Raw genomic sequence first — 21,870 nt, 5'->3', positions numbered from 1 at the left:
CAGGACTTACGCACTTCTTACAAAAAACCAAGGGGTTAAGCGATTTTTGCCCTGCCTTGCGAAGCGCGAAGCGCTGTACAGTCCAGCAGAAACCCCAATCCGCGACCCTGCACCCACTCGCCCCAGCCCTAACCCGGAGTGCGGATTGGCATCGAGCTATCGATCCCTTTCGGGGGGTTGGGGGAGTGAGTCCCCCAAAAAGCGGGGGACCGGGGGGAAGTCCCTCGGCCAAATGCTGAATCGAGGTCAAAGCTGATCGCAATTCTTCTCGAATTGCTCCACCGCGATGAGGGAAGGCCGCTGGTACAAGTACAGCACCAAACCGACAAACGGCACCAGCCGCACCACCCATTTCATTGCCTGATTTTTCCAGCCGCGTCGCGCCATATCATCCCCAACCAACGCCGCCTGAAACACCCAAAACACCAACAAGTCCATCACAAATGAATAGGCCAAGCGATCGCTCCCCACCAGCTCCACCACCGACTGCCACCGCTGCGCCAGCGAGCCAAACTCTGGTCGCCCCACGCCTGCCCAAACAAACGAGGCGATCGCCACACCCATCAGCGCGATCGGCAACCCTCGCCCCTCGCCCAACCGCTCTAGCCGACTTAGCGGCAGCGACACCGCATCCCCATTGGGATGCCGTAGGGCCAACCATGGCAAATAAAACACATTCGTGAGAAAAGCAGTCCCCACCAAAAACGGTACAATTGGCAACCGCTGCCCGCGACCATCCACCGCAAATCCCCAAAATAGCAGCCCCCACGCCACCACCAAATTAAACAACCCCTCTAGCGCCGGATTCAAACTAGGAGACCACTGCGAAAACAAAAGCGGCATGACAAACCAAAAGTTGAGACTGAGATCCAACGCTTCCCGCAATGTAGCAGGTTCCGTATGCAGGAGCGATCGCCCCGGTGGCAACTCACTCAACAGCAAATAGCCCACATACCCAACCCATGCCGCCCACAGCGACACCTTAACCACCACTCGCCGTAGTAGAACCCGTTCGGGCTGAGCCACATTCCCCTGCATGTTTTCCCACTCCCAACTTTACTCAAGCACACGACCCAACCTTAAGGATGAAAACCCAGTTCAGAGCGCCTTGCCAACTTTTGGATATCACGTTTCAAGTGTCACACGTCTAAAGTGTCACGCATCATCCACCGTAGCGATCGCCCAAACCACTTCCAATTCGCCCTCCGCTGTAAGATTCACACAAGTAGATTGGTGAGATTGCCAAGCGCGATCGCCATTGAAACTAGCAAACCCTTCACCGTCATGGCAGTCCAGCAGTCACAAACCAAACCAACACTGATAGGCTTTTCAGCAATTTTAATGTGGGCCACCCTAGCCCTTCTCACTCAGCTCAGCGGGAACATTCCCCCCTTTCAACTAACCGCGATGTGTTTCTCCATCGCCTTTGGGATTGGGCTGGTTCTGTGGATACGCAAAGGCGGCAACATCTTGCAGCACTTAGCATTACCCAAGCCAGTATGGGCACTCGGTATTTTTGGATTGTTTGGCTACCATTGCTTCTACTTTATTGCGCTGCAAAATGCTCCTGCCGTTCAGGCCAGCCTCATTGCCTACCTGTGGCCCTTGCTGATTGTCATCCTATCTGCCCTACTCCCCGAAGAGTCGCTGCGATGGCAGCACCTGGCTGGAGCCGTCGCTGGCTTTGTTGGGGCAGGTCTACTTGTGACCAACGGTCAAGCGATCGCGCTCAATTCTGAGTACCGTGTGGGCTATCTATTTGCGATCGCGTGTGCCTTGACCTGGTCCAGTTACTCCGTTCTATCCCGACGGTTCGGCTCAATCCCTGTTGATGCGGTGGGCGGCTTTTGTGGCGTCACCGCCATTTTGGCATGGATATGCCATTTCCTGTTTGAAACCACGATTTGGCCCACTGGTCATCAATGGTATGCAGTACTGGCTCTGGGACTTGGACCCGTCGGGGCCGCTTTTTTCACCTGGGATTACGGTGTCAAACACGGCAACATCAAAATGCTAGGAGCCTTATCCTATCTAGCCCCTCTACTTTCAACCACCCTGCTGGTGTTATTCGGGCTGGCAAAACCTTCATGGATTTTGGCCATTTCCTGTGGCCTCATCGTTGGTGGAGCCGTCTTAGCAACCTACACACAACCCAGTTCCACCCGAACAAAGTAGCGATCGCCCAATACCTCAATCCCAACCGCAAAATCGCCAGATCTTTTGTCATTTCCCCAGAATGCAAACGACAAAAGCCCAAACCTTATCCTAATTAAAATGAATGTTAAGCTTTACGCCCTAATCAGAGCCCCAAATCATTGATAAGGATTGGGTGTGATCAAGATCGGGTGATCAGATTTGGCTGAAGCTGCTAAATGCAACATTTAGAAAGATCCGCTGTACAGATCCTGAAAAGTATCTGCACTGAAAGTACTCTCAATCTCCATGTGGCAACACGCAACAATACAGCAGCAAGATCATCAAATTTTTAGCTTAAAAAAACCGACGAAACTTAACCCGGCAAGATACCATCACTCTCCCAAAGATGGCAACACTTTAGATGAACATTCGGCCATCTTTTGGCATAAACCATCGCCTCGGCCGACGAACTATCGACAATCGTTCATTAAACGTATATGGCACAGCCTAGCGCCAGAGCTAAGCCGCAGATTTAGCCTATCCCCTTGCAAACCGAGTCATAACCCTTAACAGAAAATCAACTCGGTTTGCCCCGGTAGACCCACATCAAGACTCATCAGACCGACTTTTCGTAGATCCCTTGGTTTTATCAAGCTGCACCAAGTGAATATGCTTGTAACCTAGCTTGATTTCGAATTCATCTCCAGGCTGCAAGCCCATTTTTTCGGTATAGGTTGCTCCAATGACAATTTGCCCATTTTTGTGAACACTCACTCGATAGGTGGGCTCACGGCCACGGCCATCTTTCTCGCCCTCGGTACCCAGAGAAATTCCTCGGGCTGCCAATAAGGCTTCGTAGAAATCGGCAAGGTTTACACGCACCTGGCTATTTTTCCCAACAGTTTGGTAGCCACATCGCTTTGCCTTTTCCCTCGAAGACAAGTGAGAAAGCTCTTTTACCTTTTGTAGAAGAGCTTTGCCAGTCAGTGGGGCAGTAGCGGTATCGGTCATCGCTTTAGGATTATCCTTCGCTAAGGTTAATGGAGGAAATTCTGAGAGCCTACTTTAAAACTCAAAGATTTTATTACTATTTTTAATCCTAAATTATAGGAGATTGCCTGATGAATTCCTATTCATTAATCTATCAAATTTCTTCAGTTAATAAAAGATCTTATCGTATCTTTTGCGCCGACCTTGTGCTTGCTGACTGCACGATGCTGAGCCAACACCCTATCAGGGTGCTTATTGTTTTTTGATCCTTGATAGGGTGTGGGAATGATATGTAATCGCCTGCATCTCAGTTCACATCTTGGTAAAAGAGCCATTCTCTTTTCAAGAGGCATGAGTGTTTTTTATCAATGCGTTAGCTTTTTACGTTTGGTGAAATCGGTTGTGTTAACAGATCATCATATTTACGGCTAGTTCTACTCACACCGCTCTTAACTTGACATGGAAACTCCAAGCACAAGTGTGGCAAATGCTGTATCTTTCGGTCACGATTGTTCAGGGATCTGCCACAAGAGTGAGCTTAGAAATCCTGAGATTTCAGCAGATTCACACAATAGACCATCGGCTGAATTCGCTTCCAACACAGCTTTGTTTTATCGGCTTAAGTTAGCACCAAAGCTCTCGTATTGTTTTCCATTTCAAAATCTATAAAGCATATTGGATTAACTCTGCAAAGGTAACGCTGGCTAGAGTTGCCCTGCTCACACTGAAGGTTTTATTAAGGTTTTCGCAATCAATCTGAGGAGCAGAGCTCTAGGGGTAGAGCATTGACGCACCGTTTGCTAATATCAATCCTCGATCAATTTACCTTTTACCTTTACTTTTTAAGCTTTGAACCCTATGGGGCAATGTGGTTCAATTCGCAATGCCTTGTAAATGCCCCAATGCGATTGCTTAAACTTAAGTTTTTTTACTCAACATTATCTTGGATTTTAGCCCTGGCCTGTATATCAAGCTGTTCGTCTTTGGGTAACGCTGATAGCTCCAAGGGCATATATTTGTCTAAATTATTTGTTCGAAGATTTCGCCAATGGTTTTAGGGTTGGCTCACATGTGTTGGCTCAGCGAAAGCAAACTCAAGTATAAAAGGATGTGGCTATAAAAATATTTTGTGCTTTCGGGCGATCGCCAAATCTTCGGCTTAGACTGAATTTGGGGGCTTAATCATGTTTTTGGTGAGTGGATCAGCATGGCAATTCCCCCTATCCTCACGCGCTTAATCTGTAGTGTTCAAACCACATGCACGTTCAATTCAAAGTTTTTCGGCAAAATCCAGATTCATCGCCTCATTTTCAAACCTATGAGCTTGAGGTCGAACCTGGCAATACCATTCTTGATTGCTTGAATCGCATCAAATGGGAGCATGATGGAACCCTGGCCTTTCGCAAAAACTGTCGCAATACAATTTGCGGCAGTTGCTCCATGCGAATTAATGGGCGCTCTGCACTGGCATGCAAAGAAAATGTAGGTCAAGAGGTTGCGCGATTACAGGCGATCGCCCACTCCAGTGCAGATCAGGGCTCTGTTCATGATGCTGCCATGCCCACCATTACCATCGCCCCGATGGGCAACATGCCCGTCATCAAAGATTTAGTCGTGGATATGCAGAGCTTTTGGGACAATCTACAAGCAGTGGAACCCTACGTCAGCAGCGAGGCGCGACACATCCCAGAGCGTGAGTTTTTGCAAACACCCGAAGAGCGCGATCGCCTCAACCAAACGGGGAACTGCATCTTATGCGGAGCCTGCTATTCCGAATGCAATGCCCGTGAAACCAACCCCAACTTTGTTGGCCCTCATGCCCTGGCCAAAGCGTACCGCATGGTTGCCGATTCACGCGATGATCGCACCCCGGCGCGACTCGATCAATACAACAGCACCAGCGGTGTTTGGGGCTGTACTCGATGTTATTTTTGCGATGCTGTCTGTCCTATGGAGGTTGCTCCACTTCAGCAAATTAGCAATATCAAACAAGAGATCCTGGCACAAGATCAAGTAGAACCCACTCGCGCGATTCGGCATCGGCGAACCATGGTGAACATGGTTGAGCAAGGGGGATGGATTGACGAGCGCCAGTTTGGACTCAGGGTGGTCGGCAACTCGTTTCGCGACTTAAAGGGGCTAGCTAGCTTGGTACCGCTGGGCTTACGCATGTTGGCAACTGGCAAGTTTCCCGGTCGGTTCGAAGCTTCTGAAGGAACTGCCGAGGTGCGATCGCTCATCCGCTCAGTCCACGCTTTAGAATCAAAGGGGACTGAATCTGTCGATGTTCATTCAACGTTTGCAAAACCCATGACCCCTACTGACACATCAGGATCAACTGAAATGCCTGTGCCTCCGGCTGCGTCAAGCCCTAGCGTACCTCCCCAAGAGGTTCCACCCGAACCCGAACCAGCCTTTGGCTGGACTCCCTATGCAGAGCGCATCAATGGCCGCTTTGCCATGATTGGGTTTGTGGCACTGCTCATTTTAGAACTGATTACCCATCAAGATTTTTTTACCTGGCTCGGTTTGAGATAGGGACAACGGGGCAATTCACCTCCTAGAGAAAGAAGCAGGCACTGTCAAGTGGCAGTGCCTGCTTCTTTCTCTCACTAATACAAACAATGAATCGTTGCGCAGCTACGCCATGCGACGATTCATGATTCTGAAGGCGATTGGCGCGGGAGGTTTGAGGTGGACCCAGGCGACACATTTCACAAACTCAAGTCTCTCCGCAAACGCCTTGAGCGCGAATGAATCACTGTCGAGCCATTCGCTCATCGATAAAGATAGGCCTGCATTACTCTTCCTGGCGGACAGTTAGCACATAGCTGCCCCTCCCAGTTCGACTATAAGCGTTTGCAATCACCCGATAGGTGCCAGTCGCCGGCAAACTCACCAGCATGCTGGCATTTGGATTTTGCGGATTGGGAACATTGCTACGCTCCACCAACTGCCCGTCTTCCCCAAATAGCATCAAGTAAGTTTCAAAATCGGGGCTTGCCATTTCAATCGAAACCACCTGTCCAGCCCGTCCGGTAAATTGGTACTCCTGATAGGGGCTGCCATCTTCAGGCCACTGGGGCGATCGCGGTCCCAATGTCCCTTGCTCTTGTAGCAAAACCACTGCCCGAGTCGAAGTCGTAGTCGTTGGAGCCGTCACCCGCAGCTGATACCGTCCCGTTTCTCCAGCTTGATTGGAATTGGCCAGTACCGTATACAAACCATCGCCAGGTAAAACGGCAGTCACGCGGGCGTTATTGCCACCCGCGCTATTGTCGTCCTGCGCCAAATCTGTGCCATCCGGCTTCAGCAAAATGAGGTATGGATTAAGCTCGTCGCTGGTCATTTCAATGACAACTCGTTGTCCGGCTCGCCCTTCAAACGTATAAGCATTGAAGAAGCTGCCATCCGAAGGTAAAACGCTGCTCTCTCCATCTAAGTTGCCGCTCAACGGTGAGGAGTTCAAGCCAATGCGTTGAGCTGGTTTGCCGCCACCTAGCATGGGCGATTGCTGCGCAGTGCGGGGCGCTCGTCCTTCTTCGACGGCTGTAAGAAAAGATTGCACCCGATCAATTGCGATCGCAAACCCAATTCCGGTATTGCCAGCAGAACCGCGCGGGTTGAAGATCGCCGAATTCACACCAATCATTTGCCCTTGGCTATTGAGCAAGGGTCCACCCGAATTGCCAGGATTAATCGCCGCATCAGTTTGCACTAGCCCACGGGTCGCATCAACCCGGCTCACAATGCCCGTAGTGAACGTACCCTGAAAACGGCCAAATGGGTTGCCAATTGCAAAGGCTCGCTGCCCTACCTGCACCGAGTTGGGCCTTGCCAGTGAAATTGTTGGTAGGTTGCGTTGGTTGGGAATGCGAATGGCCGCCAGATCCAGACCACCTTCACCAAAGGCAATCACTTCGCCCTCAAACCGACGGCCATCGGCCAGCACAACGGTTGCGGTTTGGGCTGAGCCCAGCACGTGGGCATTGGTCATCACTAAGCCGTCGGCAGAGATAATGCTGCCGCTGCCGCTGCCCGTTGCCGTTTCAATGGATACAACGGCTGGGCTTGCAGCACTGTAAACGCGAACATTCACGCTCTCTTCGGCATCTTGTGCGATCGCTATATTGGACTGGCCAAACCAGCGAGAAGCAGACCATGCATAAGGGGCAATCGCGTCGTATACCAAAAGCGAACTAGCAAGCAGGGTTGTAGCTGTTAGGCGAACAGCAAGGAAGGAAAACACAGTGCGGTGATTCAGGTGGCGATCGCAATTCATGGAAGTCAATGATCCTGGGGTGAGCAGGTTAAGAACTAATGGTTATATTCTGGCAACAAGGCTACAAATCCGTCATCGTTTCGTTCAGTTGTTTCTGGTTTTTTAAGCAATTCTTTCCAAACCCATCAACAACTTCATTCCCACAAAGACCAAACGGTTATGAGTCATCGGTCATACACTATTCCATAGATAAGTTATCTATCCGTCCAGAACAGTACCAACCCACGACCTAAACTCTTTGTCTGCAAATGAGCCTCAGATGTTTCGCAAGGCTCCAAATAGAATGCGGGACGCTCTGAGTAGAGCGTCCCGCCAAAAGGATTGTGCTTTATTCTAACCTTTCTCAAGTGAGGAAAAAATCAGCAGTAAAGAGCCAGATTACCCTTCAAAATCGCTATCAGAGTAATCAACTGGCTGATAATCGACATAGTTTGCAGGGGGCTCATCTGCAATCGGCCGACGGCGGACATCATCGCCAGAAGAGGGGCGAGGACGGCGAGGGCGAGAGGAAGAACCAGCGTCACGATTAGAAGGCGAGCCGCTGTAGTAGTTGCTCGAAGAAGCCGGAGCTTCGTCCTCCCACAAGTTGCGATCGGAACGGCTGGGTGGCGTTTCATCCCAGTCTGTACGAGCGGGACGGTTGGCAGAACGACCAGACGAAGGCCGCGACGAAGAACGACGGCGAACATTGGGAGAAGGGCTAGGGCGATCACCACTTCGTGAAGCAGGCGAGCGACGAGTATCCTCTACATAACCTTCAGCATCGCTAGAGCGATAATCTCGGCTCCCCCGGATACGACGGGCAGCAGGGCGTTCTTCCACCGAAGACAGTTCATCCAGCTCAGCACGATACACTCGGCTAACCGGGCGTTCTTCATCCACTACGGGCGAATATCGCTTAGCCTGCTCAGTTGTTGCTCCTCGTAACCGAATTGCCTCGAATGCGAAGAAACCAGCGGCTCCCGCTAGCAAATAGCAGCCAAAGGTCAAAATTGGATCGAGTCGCCACCCTTGGAAAAATAGGATGGAGCCAGCCAACAACGCAACAGCCGCCATTGCAATGTCGTAATCGCGAGCCAGCTGAGGACGCATTGCTCTTAAAAAATACAATCCTGCACCACTTGCAGCCAGCGCAATTCCCAACAAAGCCGCTGGGCTTGAGCCAAAAACCACCTGCGCCAGTACAGGCTGAGGTTGAAGGAAAAACAAGCTTGTCATGCTACTCCAATCCGAGCCGACTCAAATTTCTGCCGTTCTACGAAAGTATGTCCTAATCCTAACGTTTTAGCAATAAAATCAACAGCCGAACAATGCCGCGGCTGAAATCCACATTTCAGCTTTACCAAGCGCCTGCGACTTATCTCTAACAACCCCAGCAATGTGAAAGATCCACAAAAGGGTGATGCGATCGCCCTCTTGCCCATGGATAGAGACAAAACAGGGACACGATGTGTCCCTGTTGCAATCTAATCTTCGTAATCTAAAGTAATGAATTTTTATGAGCCACGCTGAATCTTATCGCTTTGGCTGAGGAAGAATAGCCCCACAGCAGCAGGAATCACAACAATCAGGGTTCCGGCCAAAAGGCTCAACAAGAAATTTGCCAAGGATGGTGTCATGGAAAGCTAATCCTTAAAATTCGGTTACCTCATCTGCTCAATTATTGTATCGATCTGGTTGACGCTTGAGAAGACAGTTGACCTGTAAATTCTCAGGGATCAGCTCCTGAGGCCATTAAGTCCATTGTTTAAGCAATTCAGACACGTCAGTTAAGCGGAATAGATAGAGATAGAATAGTGAGTAAGTTAGTTACATTGCTTCATTATTCGTGAACTGTAATCGCTATGACTCCTGTTGCGATCGCCTCTATAGCTCTCGGTCTACTCTTTGGCTTGATGATTCTGCTCTTCATTTTTCGGATCGTGCTGACGTGGTATCCCCAAGTTGATTTGAAGACCTTTCCCTATAGCCTGATAGCGATCCCGACAGAGCCATTTCTAGGGCCTTCTCGTAAATTGATTCCGCCGCTGGGGGGTGTCGATATCACACCTGTCTTGTGGGTCGGCATTTTTAGCCTGTTGCGCGAGCTTTTACTGGGTCAGCAGGGCTTGCTCATCATGATGAATCGGTTCTAGCAACTCATCTCATAGGTTTTTAGCGGGCCATTTTTTCTCGATTGGTAATTTGGGTGAAGGGTTCACGAACCAATTTGACCAATTTTTGTGGCTGCGTCCTCATCAACATCCAACAGCAAAAAGGGGCTGATCAATGAGCGATCGCTCCCTTCTTTTATAAGTCATTGAATGGAGTACCAGCGCTTGCGGAAAACTCCATCGGCCCAGAACACGACAGGCTACCGCCCTTCTTGCTTCAGCATTTGCTCAACAAAGTTGGTATAGACCTTGGCTTCGTTAAACTCTTTGGTTTCTAACACGCGCTGATGAAAGCCAATCGTTGTTGGTAATCCTGTGATGGCACACTCCCGTAAAGCCCGCTTCATGCGACGAATTGCCGATGGGCGATCGGGACCCCAGACAATGAGCTTGCCAATCAGCGAGTCGTAGTAGGGTGGAATATCGTAGTCGGTATAAACGTGAGAATCCATGCGCACGCCAGGGCCACCCGGTGGCAAGTAGCCGCTGATGCGACCCGGTGCTGGCCGGAAGTTTTGATCCGGATCTTCTGCGTTAATCCGGCATTCAATGGTGTGGCCCCGCAAACGCACATGCTCCTGCGATAGACGCAGCTTTTCGCCTTGGGCTACACGGATTTGTTCCTCGATCAGATCGAGCCCTGTGACCATTTCGGTGACTGGATGCTCCACCTGAATGCGGGTGTTCATCTCCATAAAGTAGAAGTTGCCGCTTTGGTCGAGCAAAAATTCAATGGTTCCAGCCCCAACGTAGTGGATCGCCTTGGCAACTCTAACGGCGGCAGTTCCCATTTTGGAGCGAAGCTCGGGGGTTAGAGCTGGGCTGGGCGCTTCTTCTAATAGCTTTTGGTGGCGGCGCTGAATGGAGCAGTCGCGCTCGCCCAAGTGAATGACATTGCCATGGCTATCGGCCAAGATCTGAAATTCGATGTGGCGTGGGCGTTCAATGAACTTTTCTAGATAAACACCAGGGTTGCCAAATGCAGCTTCGGCTTCGCCTTGAGCTGCCAAGAAAGATTTGATAAGCTCACCTTCTTCGCGAACTAAACGCATGCCGCGCCCGCCGCCGCCAGCTGTGGCTTTAATCATGACGGGATAGCCAATTTCAGTGGCGATCGCCAATGCTTCCTTTTCGTCCGTCAACAAGCCATCGCTGCCGGGTACCGTTGGCACCCCCAGTCGCATCATCGTTTCGCGGGCAGTGGACTTATCGCCCATGGCTCGCATCGCATCTGGCGTTGGGCCAATAAACGTAATTTGGTGATCGGCGCAGATTTCGGCAAAGCGCGCATTTTCGGCCAGGAAGCCATAGCCGGGATGAATGGCGCTGACGTTGCGAGTCAGTGCAGCGGCAATGATGTTGGGAATATTGAGGTAGCTCTTGCTGCTAGGCGCTTCACCAATGCAAACCGCCTCATCAGCGAGCTGAACATGAAGTGCATTGCGGTCAATGGTGGAATGCACCGCAACGGTGGCAATCCCCATCTCTTCGCATGTTCGAAGAATGCGAAGGGCAATTTCACCGCGATTGGCAATTAGAATTTTTTCGAAACGCATTGCAGGGCTGAGAGTAAACAGGCTGAAGGTAAAGCAAGCGCCCAATGCGCTTAGCCAGTGTTCTGAATTTTACGTCGAATTGGGGAACCATTTTCGGAATGAAGGAAATCTGAACAGATTCTTGAGGCTGCTTCATGCCGTAAGTTGTTCAACCAACTGATTGCAAAAAGTGTGGGTGAGCGCCGACTCCCAGAACTTTCAGACGGTAATCTGCAAATTCCAGCAGGCAGTGCCCACCCAAAAAAGACGTGAAAGCGTGACAGAAATGAACCTGAGCTTGGCTTAGGCGATCGCCCAAACGCTACTCTGCGGTAGCCAATTCGGTGCCACCGCGACGGTTGCGGCGAGTCAGCAGGTTGAACAGCTGAATGCCAATCGCCTTGATCAAGTTACCTTCTAGCTCCTTGAACATGGTCATGTTCATGCCAAACGCATCGTTGGCTTCGTCCACAATGCGATCGGCTGTGGCTTCATCCACCGGAACCTGATCCAACCGCTCACGGTAGTTCTTCTTAAACGCCTTCTCATCTGAAATGTTTTCAAACTCGTAGAAGGCAGTGCCCTGACCATCCGACAAGTTCATGGCATTTTGGGCAATCTTCTTGAGGATTTGCCCGCCAGACAGGTCGCCCATGTAGCGGGTGTACAAATGAGCAATCAATAGTTCCGGCTCTGTTGCGGCCACTTCATGAATGCGATCGACGTACGCCTGAGCAGCTTCTGAAGGAGCTACCTGATCGCGCCAGTTTTGCCCAAAGTAATAGGTCAGATCTTGCTCCAGGCTGGCTTTACGATTTAGCTCCGCAAAGTAGAGCGGCCCTAACACAGGGTGATTTTGATGCTTGGCCATTTCCTCTTCCATGGCGGCATACACGAAATAAAAATTGGCAACCAGCTTGCGATAAGAGGTTGGCTCAACCGTACCTTTCAAAAAACATGCAATAAACCCCGTGTTCTCCGCCATGGTGTGCGCCTTTTTGGTGCCTTCGCGGAGTTTTGTGGCTAAATTACTGCTCATGCTTAGGTTCCTGCTAAATGTCCCAACTAAATGCGTCTGTGTATGTCAAAGATGCGAAATGATGCAGAGCCAAGTTTGGGCCAGGGTTTGCACTACAAACTCACCCCAATCCCACAACTCGACGCAAGTTATGGATTTATGGTGTGACTTAAGCCACCTAGATTGTTACAGTAGACTGATTTGATGAGAGTTTTTGTTAAAAATTCTTACATGCCGTAGCAGTTGCTACGAGAATTCAACATTTTCTCATCTCTGCATCATTCCGGGATTGACCAACCGTGACTTTTCTCTCAGGTTGGGCGTAGGCTTTGGGCAATGGGACGCGCCGCAGGTTGTGCAAACAGCGATCGCAACAAATCATCGCGATCGTTCAAGGTCTCGTAAAAGAAGAACGCCACACCCGAGAGTCCCTTTTCTCGCACAGTGTGAACTTTGCGCTCAATCAGCTGTGGATCGACCAATCGATCTTTCAACCCTGCCAAAATGCCTACTGCGGTCGGAATATGGTTACGCACTTGGGATATCTCGGGGCGATCGAGTTCTGCGGCGAAACTGTTAATCGAATCGCGGTAGACCTGCACAATCACTTCTTCTACGTAGCCCTCCCGCTCCCAACGGCCCCAATCTTGCAAATACATGCGGTAGGAAAACTCTTGGGAGTTGGGGGATAAGGACACGACACAGTCGGGCTTGTGAGATTTCACCGCTTCAAATACCCGCACCATCAGTTGCGACACATGGTTGGCGCGCCAGCGCATCCATTCGGGATCAGCTGGATTGTTGGGCGGACGCTGACCATTGTGCTCTTGCTGGTAACGCTGAATGGTGTATGGGTCATAGCCCAGTTCGTAGGGCATTCCGAAGTGATCATCCAGCTGAATGCCGTCGATATCGTAGTTCACCACCATTTCGGTGATCATATCCACGATGAACTGTTGCACCTCGGGATGGGCAGGGTTGAGCCAGACGCGAGGCCACTTGCCCTCCATGACGACTTGAGTACCGTCGCTGCGACTCGTCACCCAGTCGGGATGGCGCACCACCAACTCCGACCCGGCAGGAGCCATCAACCCAAACTCAAACCAAGGCAACACCGCCAATCCGTGACGATGTCCGGCTTCTACGGCCTCGGTGAGCATGTTGCGTCCTCGCAGCCCACGATTGGGATACACTGATCGCCCGATCGCTCGTTCTGCAACAGAGCTAGGATAGAGGCTGTAGCCCCAGTTCCACACGGCTGGGTATGCAGTATTAAAGTGCAAATTTGCCAAGCGCTGCATGCCTTGGTCTAGCTTGCGCCGAGAGAACAGCACATCGCTATCGACATTTGTGAGCCAAACCCCGCGTAGCTCAGAAATGGCGGGTGGCGCTTGAACCGAAGACTGGGCCACGGCTGGTAAATCTGAATGCATCCATGGCATGACCGCCAATAGCAAGGTGCAAGCAAAGACCGCAATGAGAAATAGCTTCTTGACTAAAAATCTTTGAGGAGCCGAGGGGCGCAGGTGAGCCTGAGTTTGAGAACGAGCACGAGAGGAGGAGGCGAAAACGTTCACAGCGTATTGATTTAAGGATCGAAATTGCTTGACATGTTCATGCAGCGATCGCCACTGCTATCCCGGATTGTTTGCCAGAACTTCATCTGAACAACATCAGAAATAGCTTCATTCGCTAAATTGGGCATAGCCTGCACGAATTCATAGCAATCGACGAAAAATTGAACCCGCAAGTGCCAAATCGTCACCCAAATTTTGCAAAAGACTTGGCAAAATAGTACTTGTGTACCTAATATGAGGCTGTACTCAACTCCAGGAAAGGTTTAGACACTCGTTGACTTTTGCAAAAGCGACAAGATCTGATCGACAAATTGTTGATGATCCACCACAGGCTTGGAGATGTAGTCATCGGCTCCACTCTGCTGCAAAAAGTTCTCGCGATCGCCCTCCATGGCATGAGCCGTCACCAAAATAATCGGCAAATCGGCCGTTTGAGGATTGCCTTTTAGCATTTGGGTGATCCGAATGCCGTCCACCGGTTTACCCTGATAAACGCTGTGAGACAACGACACATCCATGAGAATGATGTCTGCCGCCCGGGTTTCGGCAATGTGCATCACCTCATCTACATTCTCGGTGTGCTTCACATCCAAGCCACCTCGCTTGGTCAAAATTTTGGAGAAAACACGTGCATTAATCGGGTCATCTTCCACAATCAAGACTGTTTTCATAAACTTCCTAGTTCCCTTGAGTATCTATTCAGCCACAGGCATCAATGATGAGTGAGGAGTCGTCAGCAGAGTAAATGTATGCCGGGTCAACAACCGGGGCTAATTGCATAGTAAGCAAAACATTCTGCTTAGCAGCATCTAAAATCAGCAGATTTTAGGAAACGATACAGACAAAGGGGGTTCCATTTACTGTATCAGCCCCGTACTTGGGTTCGCAGATGCCTTGTGCCACCAAATTCTGCTCTCTAACGAGTTATCTCGAAGACCAACATTCGCGATCGCAAACACAAATCGAACTGCCCCTTGCTACCCCAATTCGTAAAATTGCGCGTCATTCAACCATTCAGGTGTGCAACGCTAAAGCTATAAAGATATCTGTGATGTTGCTCGCAAGCTTCAGCACCCTACAGAATACCCACAGGCAACTTAAATCTTCGATTAGCAGGAAAAAAATTCATGGCCGAACAGCTTAACCTCACCTCCGGACAAGTGGTTCCCACTGCACTTCATGTCGAAGTGCAGCGATCCTATCTGGAGTACGCCATGAGTGTGATTGTGGGGCGGGCACTACCCGATGTGCGCGACGGGTTGAAACCGGTGCATCGCCGCATTCTGTATGCCATGCACGAGCTAGGCCTCACCCCCGATCGCCCCTATCGGAAATGTGCCCGTGTGGTTGGCGATGTGCTGGGTAAGTATCACCCCCATGGCGACCAGGCCGTATACGATGCGTTGGTACGCATGGTGCAAGATTTCTCTAGTCGCTACCCGCTGCTCGGCGGCCACGGCAACTTTGGCTCGGTGGATGACGACCCGCCCGCCGCAATGCGTTATACGGAAACACGCCTCGCCTCCATTGGTAACGATGCCCTGCTGTCGGAAATTGGCGAAGCCACTGTCGATTTCACACCCAACTTTGACAATTCTCAGCAAGAACCGGTCGTTCTTCCCGCCCAGCTTCCCTTCCTGTTGCTGAATGGCTCATCGGGGATTGCTGTGGGGATGGCGACCAACATTCCGCCGCACAACCTAACCGAAGTTGTAGATGGGCTGATCGCCCTAATCGACAATCCCAATCTGTCTGATGAGTCGCTGTTTCAAATTATTCCTGGCCCCGACTTTCCCACCGGTGGCGAGATTGTCGGCATTGAAGGGGTTCGCGATGCCTATTTAACAGGACGGGGTAGTATTCCAGTGCGGGGGGTGGTGCAGTTTGAGGAAATTCAGCCTGGACGAGGACGACATCGGCGGCCCGCCCTGATTGTGACGGAGTTGCCCTATCAGGTTAACAAAGCGGCCTGGATTGAGAAGATGGCGGATCTAGCCAACCAGGGACGGCTAGAAGGCATTCAAGACATTCGAGATGAGAGCGATCGCGACGGCATGCGAGTGGTGATTGAACTCAAGCGCGAAGCAAATCCCCAACTCGTGCTGAACCAGCTGTATAAACTCACCCCGCTACAAACGAACTTTGGCGCAATCTTTTTGGCATTGGCCGATGGGCAACCTCGGCAAATGCCCCTGCGGGAAGTGATGCAGCAGTTTCTTACCTTTCGGGAAGAAACGCTCACGCGGCAGTATCGCCACGAGCTGGGAAAAGCTGAAAGCCGTCGCCATGTGCTGGAGGGATTGCTGGAAGCGCTCGCTAATTTAGATGATGTGATTGATATTCTGCGCCATGCCGCCGATGGCACAACCGCCAAGCGGCAATTTCAGGAGCAGTTTAGCTTTAGCGATCGCCAGTCCGATGCAATCCTATCCATGCCCCTGCGTCGGCTCACCGGGCTAGAGCAGCAAAGCCTACAAACCGAATTTGATGACCTCACCGCCCGCATGCAGGAACTCAACACCCTGCTAGAAAATCGCAAAGAGCTGTTGAAAGCGCTGAAGAAAGAACTGCGCTCGATGAAAAAAACCTTTGGCGATACTCGACGCACCAAAGTGCAAACCGCCGCCGAGCGGGCCGAAGAGCAAGAAACCTTGGCCGAACTGGCCGCCGAGGTCGTGGAAGAAGACATTGTGCTGGAGTTTACCCAGCGGGGCTACGTGCGTCGCCATACGCCCAAAGCCTTTCAACGGCAGCAAGCCAAGCAGGAACACCCACCTGATGGCACATTGGTCGATTTAGACGATGCGGCCACCCGCATTGAAGCGGCCACCACTCAGCAAGATCTGCTGATTCTCACTCGCAGCGGCAAAGCCTTTACCATTCGCGTGGGCGACATTCCACCCACAACCCGCCAATCGCGAGGGACACCGCTGGTCACCATGCTTCCCCCCAGCGCCCAAGGGGCCGATCCAGAAGCAATTGTGGCTCAGTTTGTCCTGGGCGAGGAATTAGAAGGGCTGGATCTGATCATGCTGACCCAGCAGGGCCGGATTAAGCGGCTCCCCTTGACCGAGTTTACCAACCTGACAGGACGGGGACTGACGGCCATTAAGCTTAAAGATGATGATGAGCTACAGCAGGCGATGCTAGCTTTCCCTGGCGATCAGATCGTGTGTGTGACTACGGGAGGACGCATGCTGCGATTTGAAGTGGATGACGAACAGTTGCCAATCCAAAGCCGAACGGCGCAGGGCATGCAGTCGGTTCGGGTGGGCAAGAAGGAGCAAGTTGCTGGATGTGTGGCTCTGGCTGGCGATGATGAGTTTGTGCTGATGACCGCATCGGGCTATGCCAAGCGCATGGCTGTAAAGTCGCTGAGGCTAGCAAATCGAGGGGATTTGGGGGTGCAGGGCGTCCAGTTTGTCTTGAAGACGGATATGGTGGTTGGCATTACTCCAGCCTGGGAAGCAAGCCGCATTACGGTGATTACCAGTGGCGATCGCACAGCGCTCCTTCCCACCGATGACATTCCCTTGGGCGATCGCAACGCGTCGGGCGATCGCGTCCTCAAGCTCAACCGCTCTGAACGAGTGACCTTGCTCATTGCCGATCCTCTGCCTCCCACCGAAGAGAGCGATACCGACGAGGAGGAATAATCCTAAGCGCGTTGCCACACACCTTGCCAAAAAGTTGTGTGGATTCTACCTGCCGGATGAGCCCGAAACTCCTATAATTTGATGCGCGGCGAGTGTGCAATCCAGTGAGGCGGCGATCGCATCGCATTCCTCATCCCTGCTCATTCCGCCATAGCAACATGGAATAACAGGGCGTCGTTCACGTTCATAGGCATAGCTAGAAACCCGTGGCACAGGTCGTTTTAGAAAATGTATTCAAAAGTTTTCCTCAACGGGGGCGATCGCCCTCCGACGGAAACCCCAGTGCCACACCCAGTGAGGCCGAAGATGCGAACCGAGTCAACGTGCTGCGTCGCATTAACCTAACCGTTGACGACGGCGAATTTATGGTGCTGGTGGGGCCTTCGGGCTGTGGCAAGAGCACTTTACTGCGGCTCATTGCAGGGCTGGAACAGGTCACAGCTGGCAATATTTTGGTGGGCGATCGCCGGGTGAACGACCTGCCGCCCAAGCAGCGCGACATTGCCATGGTGTTTCAAAGCTACGCCCTGTATCCCCATATGACGGTGTACGACAATTTGGCCTTTGGGCTGCGCCGCACTAACCAGGCTCAAGCCGAAAACCCAAACTCGGGCGACACAAAACCTGCTTTGCCCTGGGAGCGAGCGCTCACGGCCGCGACCCGTCCACTGCCCAAAGGCTGGCGCTATTGGTCTGATCAGGAGCGCCACATCGATCGCCAGGTGCAGCACGTCGCCCAAATGCTGCAAATTGATCCCTTGCTAGATCGGTTGCCTCGGCAGCTTTCGGGAGGACAAAAGCAACGCGTTGCTCTGGGACGCGCCATGGCTCGCAATCCTCAAGCTTTTTTGATGGATGAGCCCCTGAGCAACCTGGATGCCAAGCTGCGTACCGAAACTCGGGCACAAATTGTCAGCCTGCAACGAACGCTTGGCACCACAACGATTTACGTCACCCACGACCAAACCGAAGCAATGACCATGGGCGATCGCATCGCCGTGCTCAACGCCGGGCAAATTCAGCAAATTGCCACCCCGCTGGAATTATACAACCGCCCCGTCAATCGCTTTGTGGCCGAGTTCATTGGTTCACCGCCCATGAACTTTGTGCCGATCCATGTGCAATCGCCCCTGCTGCTCATTCACCCTCAGTTTCGCATTACCCTTCCCGAACGCTGGGAATCAGCCCTCAAGCGCTACGAGGGAATGAACATCGTCATGGGAATTCGGCCTGAGCACTTAAATTTAAGCGCTCCTGCCCCCAAAAACCTGCCAGCGAAAGTTCAGCGGGTGGAAGCATTGGGAGCCGAAACGTACCTGACGGTGCAGCTCCGCAACTCGGGCGAAGTGTTACAGGCCCGCGTGGAGCCCGATCGCCGCGTGTTTTTGGGAGATGAGGTGTGGCTATCGCTCACCCTCGACAAACTGCATCTGTTCGATGCCGACACCGAACAGGTCATCACCGAAAAATCGGATAGCTAAAGCATTTCCCGTTCAGCTAGTATCCGGCCATCAACCCAGATGCGCGCCAGGAAATTACGGCTGGGTTGGCGCATTGGCTCGGCTGAGCTGTTGAATTTGCTCGGTGTAGTAGTTGGCGCGAGTCGCATAGTCCAGCAGTTGAGCATACTCTAGCGCCTGTTGATAGGTGGCGATCGCCTCCGACGTATTGCCCTGCGTTTGGTGAATTTGGGCCATCTCATCCATCGCATTCATGATGCCCACCACGTTGTAGGACAAGCCCTCAACATTCACCAGCGCCCGATACACATACAATGCATCATCAGGCCGATTGATGGATTTGAACAGCTCGGCTAGCTCTCGTAGAGACTCGCTAGCATAGCCAAACTGCTGCTGATCTCGCGCTGCCACAAACGCATCTTGGTAGGTTGTTGCTGCGCGATCGAGGCGGTTGGTAGCGCGATAGCTGTTGGCCAATGCAATATTGACCGGAGCCACCCGATCGAGTTGTCCTCTTTCCCGATACACAGCCGCAAGCTGCTGCTGAATAGGAATAGCCCGCTCTGGCAACCGCCCCCGCTGATAGACAAATGCCAACTGCTCCAAATATTCGGCCTCGCGCAGTCCATCACCCCGTTGCCGAGCCAAAAGCAGCAACTCTTCGTAGGCGCTGCCCGCTTCGGCATAGCGAAACCAGGCTAAATTTAACTCTGCCAAGCCAACCAGGGTCGATTGCTCAACTGCCGTGTCGTTTTGCTCACGCGACCATGCCAAAACCTGTGTGTAAAGGGCGATCGCCTGATCCACCGCACGCAAGCTTTGGTAGCTTTGGGCCAACGTTAGCAGCAGCGGAAAGTCGCGGGGAGATTGAGCCTGTAGCTCTAACTCAATCTCTTGTAGCCGCTCAGTGATCACCTGAACATCTTCGCTCCGGTTTTCTCGCCAGGCGACGCCACCAACCCGGCCCAACGCCAAAATTTCGTCTTCATATCCGAGCGATCGCCGCAAACGTAATTCCCGAAACCAAATCTCAAAGGCGCGATCTTCCTGTCCAGACTGATAAGCCGCTTGGGCCTGGGCATTCAAATCATCCAAGGCTTGAGATAAATTCAACCGCTCCAACGGGCTGAGGGGGCGATCGACCATGGGCTGAGGCAACAAGGGGTCAGGTTCTATAAGCTCTAACTGGCTGGGCGGAAATTCATCTTCCGACTCGGCACTATCGGCATCAACCTCGCGATCACCCGGTACAACAGGACTCGTGGGCGCTGTCGTAGGATCGACTGGGGTGATTTGGCTCATGCCCACCGAGGCAGATCCCAACCATACTCCCAGTGCAATCCCCATCGCTTGGGCAATTCGGTCCATGGCCATCCGCCTTCGCATCGCTCCATTCGTTCTATGACAAGTCGTTCTATGACAAGCCGAGGGAATGGACGAGCCTACCAAAGGGGAAGTTCCACGCTGAAGGAGCATAAGCCGACAATCACATCACGTACAGTAATTTTTTCCTCACCCACCATACCTCACCCTCACCTCGCAAACGGCATCCACTTCACTAAAAATTCAGGCCCAAAAACCCCATGTATCCGTTTTGGTTTGATATCCTGATGGCCTGTAGAGCAGACCCAATTGCAGAAATCAGAACGATAGAGTTTTGAGTATCGAACCCATGCATCCATAAAAATCCTCTGAAGTTTAATCAACCTGGTATTCGAGGTGACATAATAGGGTGCTTTTTGTCTGATGAAGCCGTACAGAGGAGCTGGTGTGAAGGTTTTAGTTGTTGGAAACGGAGGTCGGGAGCACGCTCTAGCCTGGAAGCTGCTGCAATCACCCCAGGTACAGGAAGTAGCCTGCGTTCCAGGAAACGGAGGTACGGCAACTCTACCGCGCTGTCGCAATTTGGCACTGTCGGTTAACGATTTTGAAGGCATTTCTCGATTTGCCCTGGTCAATAACTTTAGTTTGGTCGTGATTGGACCCGAGGCACCCTTGGCCGATGGCATCACCGACTATCTTCAAGAACAAGGGATCAAGGTTTTTGGCCCCACCAAGGCCGGAGCGCAAATTGAAGCGAGTAAAGCCTGGGCCAAAGCCCTGATGCAGGAAGCAGGTATTCCCACGGCGGCATCGGCTGTATTTACCGAAGCAGCAGGGGCGATCGCCTATGTGCAGGCTCAGGGGGCTCCTATCGTGGTCAAGGCCGATGGTTTGGCCGCAGGGAAGGGGGTAACAGTTGCCCAAACGGTTGCAGAAGCGATCGCGGCGATCGAAGCAGTCTTTGGAGGCCAGTTTGGCGCAGCAGGAAGCCGCGTGGTGATCGAAGAATTTATGCAGGGGCAAGAAGTCTCGGTTCTGGCAGTCACCGATGGGATGACCATCAAGCCCTTGGTTCCAGCTCAAGATCACAAACAAATTGGAGAAGGCGACACCGGAGCCAACACGGGCGGCATGGGAGCCTACGCCCCAACACCGATTGTGAATGAGGCGCTCATGGCGCGGATTCAGCAAGAAGTCTTGGAACCTGCGATCGCCACCCTGAAAGCGCGTGGGATAGACTATCGCGGCGTTCTCTATGCCGGTTTGATGATTACCCCCAACGGTGATCCCAAGGTAGTGGAGTTCAATTGTCGGTTTGGCGACCCCGAGACCCAGGTGGTTTTACCGCTGCTGGAGACACCGCTAGAACAGGTCATGCTGGCTTGTGCCCAGCGAACCCTGGTCGATCTACCGCTGGAATGGAAGCCCGAAGCTGCCGCCTGCGTAGTTTTGGCAGCCGAAGGCTACCCCGGCAGCCACACCAAAGGTCAGACCATCACCGGCATTGATGCAGCCGAAGCCAAAGGAGCCGTGGTATTTCATGCCGGAACTCGTCTCAAAGGAGGCACGCTCATGACAGATGGTGGCCGGGTTTTGGGCGTTACGGGAACGGGGGAAACCTTTGAAGTGGCGATCGCCAATGCCTACGCAGCCGTAGACTGCATCCAGTTTGAAGGTGCCTACTGCCGCCGCGACATTGGCCACCGGGTCCTGCGTCAAAATAACGTGTAACAATAGGGG

The 21,870-nt window shown here is 52.1% G+C and carries 16 protein-coding genes; 6 read left to right on the top strand and 10 right to left on the bottom strand.

Annotated features, from left to right (window positions below):
* Positions 1–246 precede the first annotated feature (246 nt).
* The gene (locus ACQ4M4_RS09225; protein ID WP_430684199.1) at positions 247–1,038 is read right to left on the bottom strand and encodes a hypothetical protein; all 792 of its coding nucleotides are present in this window, start codon (positions 1,036–1,038) and stop codon (positions 247–249) included.
* Between the two features lie 195 nt (positions 1,039–1,233).
* Between ACQ4M4_RS09225 and yddG the strand changes: the two genes are divergently transcribed.
* Positions 1,234–2,175 (top strand): aromatic amino acid exporter YddG, encoded by a 942-nt coding sequence (yddG, locus tag ACQ4M4_RS09220; protein ID WP_430684198.1) that lies wholly within the window; start codon positions 1,234–1,236, stop codon positions 2,173–2,175.
* A 567-nt stretch (positions 2,176–2,742) separates the two neighbouring features.
* Here the strand turns inward: yddG and ACQ4M4_RS09215 are convergent.
* Positions 2,743–3,147 (bottom strand): AbrB family transcriptional regulator, encoded by a 405-nt coding sequence (locus ACQ4M4_RS09215; RefSeq protein WP_430684197.1) that lies wholly within the window; start codon positions 3,145–3,147, stop codon positions 2,743–2,745.
* Between the two features lie 1,236 nt (positions 3,148–4,383).
* Between ACQ4M4_RS09215 and ACQ4M4_RS09210 the strand changes: the two genes are divergently transcribed.
* Complete coding sequence (locus ACQ4M4_RS09210) at positions 4,384–5,664, top strand: succinate dehydrogenase/fumarate reductase iron-sulfur subunit (RefSeq protein ID WP_430684196.1); 1,281 nt, start codon at positions 4,384–4,386, stop codon at positions 5,662–5,664.
* A gap of 262 nt (positions 5,665–5,926) precedes the next feature.
* On the opposite strand, the gene ACQ4M4_RS09205 is transcribed toward ACQ4M4_RS09210, so the two are convergent.
* From ACQ4M4_RS09205 to psbX, 3 genes are all read right to left on the bottom strand, one after another.
* Positions 5,927–7,408, bottom strand: a complete 1,482-nt coding sequence (locus tag ACQ4M4_RS09205; RefSeq protein WP_430684195.1) for a trypsin-like peptidase domain-containing protein — start codon at positions 7,406–7,408, stop codon at positions 5,927–5,929.
* Between the two features lie 378 nt (positions 7,409–7,786).
* A complete protein-coding gene (locus ACQ4M4_RS09200; protein WP_430684194.1) occupies positions 7,787–8,626 on the bottom strand; it encodes a Ycf66 family protein in 840 nt (279 codons plus the stop codon).
* Positions 8,627–8,904: 278 nt separating this feature from the next.
* Positions 8,905–9,027, bottom strand: coding sequence for a photosystem II reaction center protein PsbX (psbX, locus tag ACQ4M4_RS09195; protein ID WP_430684193.1), 123 nt, complete (start codon positions 9,025–9,027; stop codon positions 8,905–8,907).
* 225 nt (positions 9,028–9,252) lie between these two features.
* Here psbX and ACQ4M4_RS09190 point away from each other — a divergent pair, with 225 nt between their 5' ends.
* On the top strand, positions 9,253–9,543 hold the full coding sequence (locus ACQ4M4_RS09190) for a YggT family protein (protein WP_430684192.1): 291 nt from the start codon (positions 9,253–9,255) through the stop codon (positions 9,541–9,543).
* Between the two features lie 218 nt (positions 9,544–9,761).
* On the opposite strand, the gene accC is transcribed toward ACQ4M4_RS09190, so the two are convergent.
* The 4 genes from accC to ACQ4M4_RS09170 all read right to left on the bottom strand — a co-directional run bounded on the left by accC (position 9,762) and on the right by ACQ4M4_RS09170 (position 14,362).
* Positions 9,762–11,117, bottom strand: a complete 1,356-nt coding sequence (accC, locus tag ACQ4M4_RS09185) for an acetyl-CoA carboxylase biotin carboxylase subunit (protein ID WP_430684191.1) — start codon at positions 11,115–11,117, stop codon at positions 9,762–9,764.
* A gap of 301 nt (positions 11,118–11,418) precedes the next feature.
* Positions 11,419–12,135 carry a heme oxygenase (biliverdin-producing) gene (locus tag ACQ4M4_RS09180; RefSeq protein WP_430684190.1) on the bottom strand — a complete coding sequence of 239 codons (717 nt, stop codon included), beginning with the start codon at positions 12,133–12,135 and terminating at the stop codon, positions 11,419–11,421.
* 290 nt (positions 12,136–12,425) lie between these two features.
* Complete coding sequence (locus tag ACQ4M4_RS09175) at positions 12,426–13,691, bottom strand: glycoside hydrolase family 10 protein (protein ID WP_430684189.1); 1,266 nt, start codon at positions 13,689–13,691, stop codon at positions 12,426–12,428.
* A gap of 263 nt (positions 13,692–13,954) precedes the next feature.
* Positions 13,955–14,362, bottom strand: coding sequence for a response regulator (locus ACQ4M4_RS09170; protein ID WP_430684188.1), 408 nt, complete (start codon positions 14,360–14,362; stop codon positions 13,955–13,957).
* A 456-nt stretch (positions 14,363–14,818) separates the two neighbouring features.
* On the opposite strand from ACQ4M4_RS09170, the gene gyrA reads away from it, so the two are divergent.
* Positions 14,819–17,347 (top strand): DNA gyrase subunit A, encoded by a 2,529-nt coding sequence (gene gyrA / locus ACQ4M4_RS09165; RefSeq protein WP_430684187.1) that lies wholly within the window; start codon positions 14,819–14,821, stop codon positions 17,345–17,347.
* Between the two features lie 206 nt (positions 17,348–17,553).
* Positions 17,554–18,828: an ABC transporter ATP-binding protein gene (locus ACQ4M4_RS09160; RefSeq protein WP_430684186.1), complete on the top strand. Its 1,275-nt coding sequence runs from the start codon at positions 17,554–17,556 to the stop codon at positions 18,826–18,828.
* Positions 18,829–18,882: 54 nt separating this feature from the next.
* On the opposite strand, the gene ACQ4M4_RS09155 is transcribed toward ACQ4M4_RS09160, so the two are convergent.
* Positions 18,883–20,175, bottom strand: coding sequence for a tetratricopeptide repeat protein (locus tag ACQ4M4_RS09155; protein WP_430684185.1), 1,293 nt, complete (start codon positions 20,173–20,175; stop codon positions 18,883–18,885).
* A 402-nt stretch (positions 20,176–20,577) separates the two neighbouring features.
* On the opposite strand from ACQ4M4_RS09155, the gene purD reads away from it, so the two are divergent.
* Positions 20,578–21,861 (top strand): phosphoribosylamine--glycine ligase, encoded by a 1,284-nt coding sequence (gene purD / locus ACQ4M4_RS09150; protein ID WP_430684184.1) that lies wholly within the window; start codon positions 20,578–20,580, stop codon positions 21,859–21,861.
* The last annotated feature ends 9 nt before the right edge of the window (positions 21,862–21,870 follow it).

The sequence above is a fragment of the Leptolyngbya sp. AN02str genome (assembly GCF_050565595.1).
Lineage (GTDB): Bacteria > Cyanobacteriota > Cyanobacteriia > Elainellales > Elainellaceae > Kaiparowitsia.
This window is presented reverse-complemented; position numbering and strand designations above follow the sequence as displayed.

Bases quoted from the DNA above. Each gene is read 5' to 3' on its own strand.
- ACQ4M4_RS09210 (WP_430684196.1), top strand. From the start codon at position 4,384: ATGCACGTTCAATTCAAAGTTTTTCGGCAAAATCCAGATTCATCGCCT.
- ACQ4M4_RS09205 (WP_430684195.1), bottom strand. From the start codon at position 7,408: ATGAATTGCGATCGCCACCTGAATCACCGCACTGTGTTTTCCTTCCTT.
- ACQ4M4_RS09170 (WP_430684188.1), bottom strand. From the start codon at position 14,362: ATGAAAACAGTCTTGATTGTGGAAGATGACCCGATTAATGCACGTGTT.
- ACQ4M4_RS09190 (WP_430684192.1), top strand. From the start codon at position 9,253: ATGACTCCTGTTGCGATCGCCTCTATAGCTCTCGGTCTACTCTTTGGC.
- psbX (WP_430684193.1), bottom strand. From the start codon at position 9,027: ATGACACCATCCTTGGCAAATTTCTTGTTGAGCCTTTTGGCCGGAACC.
- ACQ4M4_RS09225 (WP_430684199.1), bottom strand. From the start codon at position 1,038: ATGCAGGGGAATGTGGCTCAGCCCGAACGGGTTCTACTACGGCGAGTG.
- ACQ4M4_RS09180 (WP_430684190.1), bottom strand. From the start codon at position 12,135: ATGAGCAGTAATTTAGCCACAAAACTCCGCGAAGGCACCAAAAAGGCG.
- gyrA (WP_430684187.1), top strand. From the start codon at position 14,819: ATGGCCGAACAGCTTAACCTCACCTCCGGACAAGTGGTTCCCACTGCA.
- ACQ4M4_RS09200 (WP_430684194.1), bottom strand. From the start codon at position 8,626: ATGACAAGCTTGTTTTTCCTTCAACCTCAGCCTGTACTGGCGCAGGTG.
- ACQ4M4_RS09215 (WP_430684197.1), bottom strand. From the start codon at position 3,147: ATGACCGATACCGCTACTGCCCCACTGACTGGCAAAGCTCTTCTACAA.
- accC (WP_430684191.1), bottom strand. From the start codon at position 11,117: ATGCGTTTCGAAAAAATTCTAATTGCCAATCGCGGTGAAATTGCCCTT.
- ACQ4M4_RS09155 (WP_430684185.1), bottom strand. From the start codon at position 20,175: ATGGACCGAATTGCCCAAGCGATGGGGATTGCACTGGGAGTATGGTTG.